This is a genomic window from Acidithiobacillus sp. TH-A35, assembly GCF_057473505.1.
Map to the genome: position 1 here is coordinate 1 of NZ_JBYCKR010000133.1, position 3682 is coordinate 3682.

At 58.2% G+C, this 3682-nt stretch carries 4 protein-coding genes and 1 pseudogene; all 5 read right to left on the reverse strand.

The features are described from left to right. On the reverse strand, positions 1–382 hold a 382-nt coding region (locus AC2VNK_RS04700), incomplete at its 3' end, for a pseudouridine synthase (RefSeq protein WP_486883005.1). A gap of 126 nt (positions 383–508) precedes the next feature. Next, entirely contained in the window at positions 509–1813 is a 1305-nt protein-coding gene (locus AC2VNK_RS04705; protein ID WP_486883006.1) for a sulfide:quinone oxidoreductase, read from the reverse strand. Between the two features lie 122 nt (positions 1814–1935). After that, a complete protein-coding gene (gene scpB, locus AC2VNK_RS04710) occupies positions 1936–2505 on the reverse strand; it encodes an SMC-Scp complex subunit ScpB (RefSeq protein WP_486883007.1) in 570 nt (189 codons plus the stop codon). Beyond that, on the reverse strand, positions 2505–3329 hold the full coding sequence (locus AC2VNK_RS04715; RefSeq protein ID WP_486883008.1) for a segregation and condensation protein A: 825 nt from the start codon (positions 3327–3329) through the stop codon (positions 2505–2507). Before AC2VNK_RS04715 ends, scpB begins: the two co-directional genes overlap by 1 nt. Beyond that, positions 3310–3682: pseudogene (locus AC2VNK_RS04720) on the reverse strand (tryptophan--tRNA ligase); the annotation flags it as partial. The pseudogene AC2VNK_RS04720 and the gene AC2VNK_RS04715, both read right to left, overlap by 20 nt.

Here is a 3682-nt window from a genome sequence, read left to right on the forward strand (position 1 = left end):
TCAGCGCGTTGGCGAGGTCGCCGTCATTCGTCAGCAGTAACAAGCCTTCGGTGTTGTAGTCGAGACGCCCGACCGCAATCCAGCGGCTACCGCGCAGTCGCGGCAAGCGATCAAAAACCGTGGGCCGGCCCTCGGGGTCGCTGCGGGTAGTGAGTTCCCCCGCCGGCTTGTGATAGCGCAGCACGCGCAGGCGCGGACGCACCCAGGAGGGAATCCGCAATGCCTCCCCGTCAACAGTAATTTTGTCCTGTGCCGTCACCCGATCCCCCAGTTTGGCGGGCTGGCCATTCACCATCACGCGCCCTGCCGCGATCCACGCCTCCATCAGGCGGCGGGATCCCAGGCCAAAACGAGCAAGTACCTTCTGCAATTTTTCGTCCATGTTTCTCCAAAACCTACACAAGCTGCGGCAAATACTTTCCGGATCATATCCCGTCCACGCTTCCGCACCTACAAAAAAAACAACCCCCGCACAAGGCGGGGGTATTTTCACTGATCAACAGAACGATCAGGATACCTTACGATGGGTCTCGTCTTCCTTGAGACGGGTGATACCCATCATCTTAAACAGCACCTTCTCATAAAAAGGCTCGGAGACGCCCATCTTCATCTTGCGGATGAAGTACTTCTCAAAGGCCACCTTGGCCAGATGTACCCAGCGGCCATAGGCAAAGATGTCGACCTTACGGGGTCGCAACTGGGGCAAGGCAATAAACGCTGCACCGCGATCACCCATGTCGGCAAAACACACCGCATTCCAGGTGCCCATGGTCTGCTCACCCTTACGGCCTTCCAAATCCGCCTTGATATTGTGTACCGCCGCCGACACCATGGACTCGATCATATAACCGGTCTTGGGCGCGCCGGTCGGCACCGGGGTCACCTCCACCGGCGGAATCGCGATAGCGATACCCGCCGCAAAGATGTTCGCATACTTCTTGCTGCGCTGATGTTCGTCCACCAGGACAAAACCGCCGGGATTGCACAACCCCTCGACACCTGCCACGGCAGGCACGCCCTTGAAGGCCGGGATCATCATGCCGAACTTGACTGGCAGAACCATTTCTTTGACGGTTTCACCCTTCTCATCCACTTGGGTCACATACATCTTGTTGTCTTCGACCTTGGTGACCTTACAATTGGTGTAGGCCTCAATACCCTCTTCCTTGAGCCCCTTGGTCAGGATACCCGTAGAATCACCCACGCCCTGAATGCCCAGGTGACCAATGTAAGGCTCACTCGTGATAAAGGTGAAGGATGGAATCTTGTCGCGCATGCCCCGCTTTTTGAGGTCTGAGGCAACAATCATGGCATATTCATAAGCGGGACCAAAGCAACTGGCGCCCGCCATAGCGCCCATAACGATAGGGCCTGGCTCGCGTAACAACGCCTGATATTCAGCATAGGCCTTCTCTGCATGATCCACCGTACAAATGGACTGCACCGGACCTTCATGCGGGTTAGAACCTGGCACATTCTCAAAAGCCAGCTTCGGACCGGTAGTAATCAACAGATAGTCGTAATGAACCTTGCTACCATCGGCGAGGGTAATATCCTGCGCTTCGGCATCAATATGTTCGGCGGACTGCGGAATGAAATGTATCCCTTTGCGTTCCACATATGGTCTGATCGGAAAGGCGATGTCGTCGCGCTCTTTCCAGCCTACGCCCACCCACGGGTTGGACGGTACGAACTGGAAGTAATCATTGGCGCTGATCAGCGTCACCTCATGCCCGGAACCCAGGGCTTCTTTCATTTCGTAGGCGGCCGGCATTCCGCCTGTGCCCGCACCCAAAATTACGACATGTGCCATCGCTCGCTCCTCACGTAACTTACTGCGCCAGATTCTAGGTAAGCTACAGTACCTGTCTCCGCTTACCGAGCCTAATTTCAAATTCTGCTTTAGATATTATAGTACACCCCAAATTCGTCAACTCAGATTATTATAACTTTCCCAATATCTTTTTTATCATGTTTCGTTCTGATGGGCTTTTCACATTCCCCAAGTCTCTCCGCCGCCATGAGCTTTGGCAATGCTTCCAACGAAGACAGCGAAAAATGCGCCAGGAAACCTGGTGTTGTCACCCAAAGTGCAGGTCGCCCCGGCGTATCCCGGTGCCCGGCGACCGTTATCCAGCCGCGCTCCTGAAGCTGCTGCATGATCTGCGCACTCACTGCAACCCCTCGCCAGTGCTCGATTTCCGGACGCGTTATCGGCTGCTGATAGGCGATCACGGCCAAGGTCTCCAGCATCGCCTTCGATAAAGGTCGTGGTGCCTCCACGTGAAGGCGCGCCAGGAGGGCATTATGACGGGGATGAATCTGCAAACGATAGCCACCGGCGACAGAGACCAGTTGCAGAGGTCCTTCGCCAATGGCTAACAGCATCTCCAGCGCCGCCTCCCATCCTGCGCAGTCGGGATCGTCGTCGAGGAGGGCCGCCAAGTGCTCGCGGGAGAGCGGCTCAGCGCTGGACAGAAACAATGCCAGGAGCGCTTCACGCATCAGGCACCACCAAGCCCATCGACACCAGCCACCGCAACCCGCCAGACCCCCTCTTCGCCTTCGACCAAAGCCAGTGCCTCTTGCCGGAGTAATTCCAATATGGCTAATAGTGACACTGCCAGAGCCAGGCGATCTGCCATAGGCGGCAAGAGCTCGTTAAGAAACCAGGGGCGCGGTTCTCGGCGGCAATACAGTAGTAGCTCCACCATCCGTTGCCGTAATCCCATACGCGGATTCGTCAGGGTATGGGCGGGAGGTGGCTTGCGCGCGGGGCGCAGAAGCAACGCCTGCCAAGCGTTTACGATATCGGTGAGGGCTACCAGCGGTGGTGCCAAAGGCAGATCGGGATGTGGCGCGGGGTAAATCGTCCAGAAATCCCGTCCAGCCTGAGGCAAAGTGTGGAGCGCCTCCGCTTGACTCTGCACCGTAGCCAGAGCCTCCAGGCGGCGCGCCAGTTCCAGACGGGGATCGAAGTCTTCATCCTCCGCTGCGGGCGGCACGGGCAGCAACATGCGTGCCTTGATCTCCGCCAGCCAGGCCGCCATCAGCAGATATTCCGCCGCCAGTTCCAGATTGCGGCGACGCGCTTCGCGCAGGTAGTGCAGATACTGCCGGGTCACTTCGGCCACCGGAATATCGCGGATATCCATGCGGTTACGGCGGATCAGCCAGAGCAGCAATTCCAGCGGACCGGAAAAGCTTTCCAGCAACACTTCCAAGGCATCCGGCGGAATGAAGAGGCCGTCAGGCAGACCTTCCAGCGGTTGCCCATGAACCTGCATAGGCGCCGCCGACGGGCGGGATTCAGAGATGGCGCTGCTCATGCGCCAGACCCATGGCTGCGCGCACCCGCTCCAGCGTCTGATCGGCGCGTTGGCGGGCACGCTGGGCGCCCGCATGGGCAATTTCCTGTAGTTGCTCCGGCCGTGCCGCCCAGTACTCCGCCCGCTCACGGATCGGCGCCTGTTCAGCGAGCACCGCTTCAATTACCGGTTGTTTACAATCCAGACAGCCGATACCTGCCGTTGTACAGCCGCTGCGGACCCATGCCTGCGTCTCTGGGCCGGAATAAACCTGATGCAGGGCCCAGACCGGGCATTTTTCGGGCGTACCAGGGTCCGTGCGTGCCACCCGGGCTGGGTCGGTGGGCATGGTACGGATTTTCTTCTGCACCACT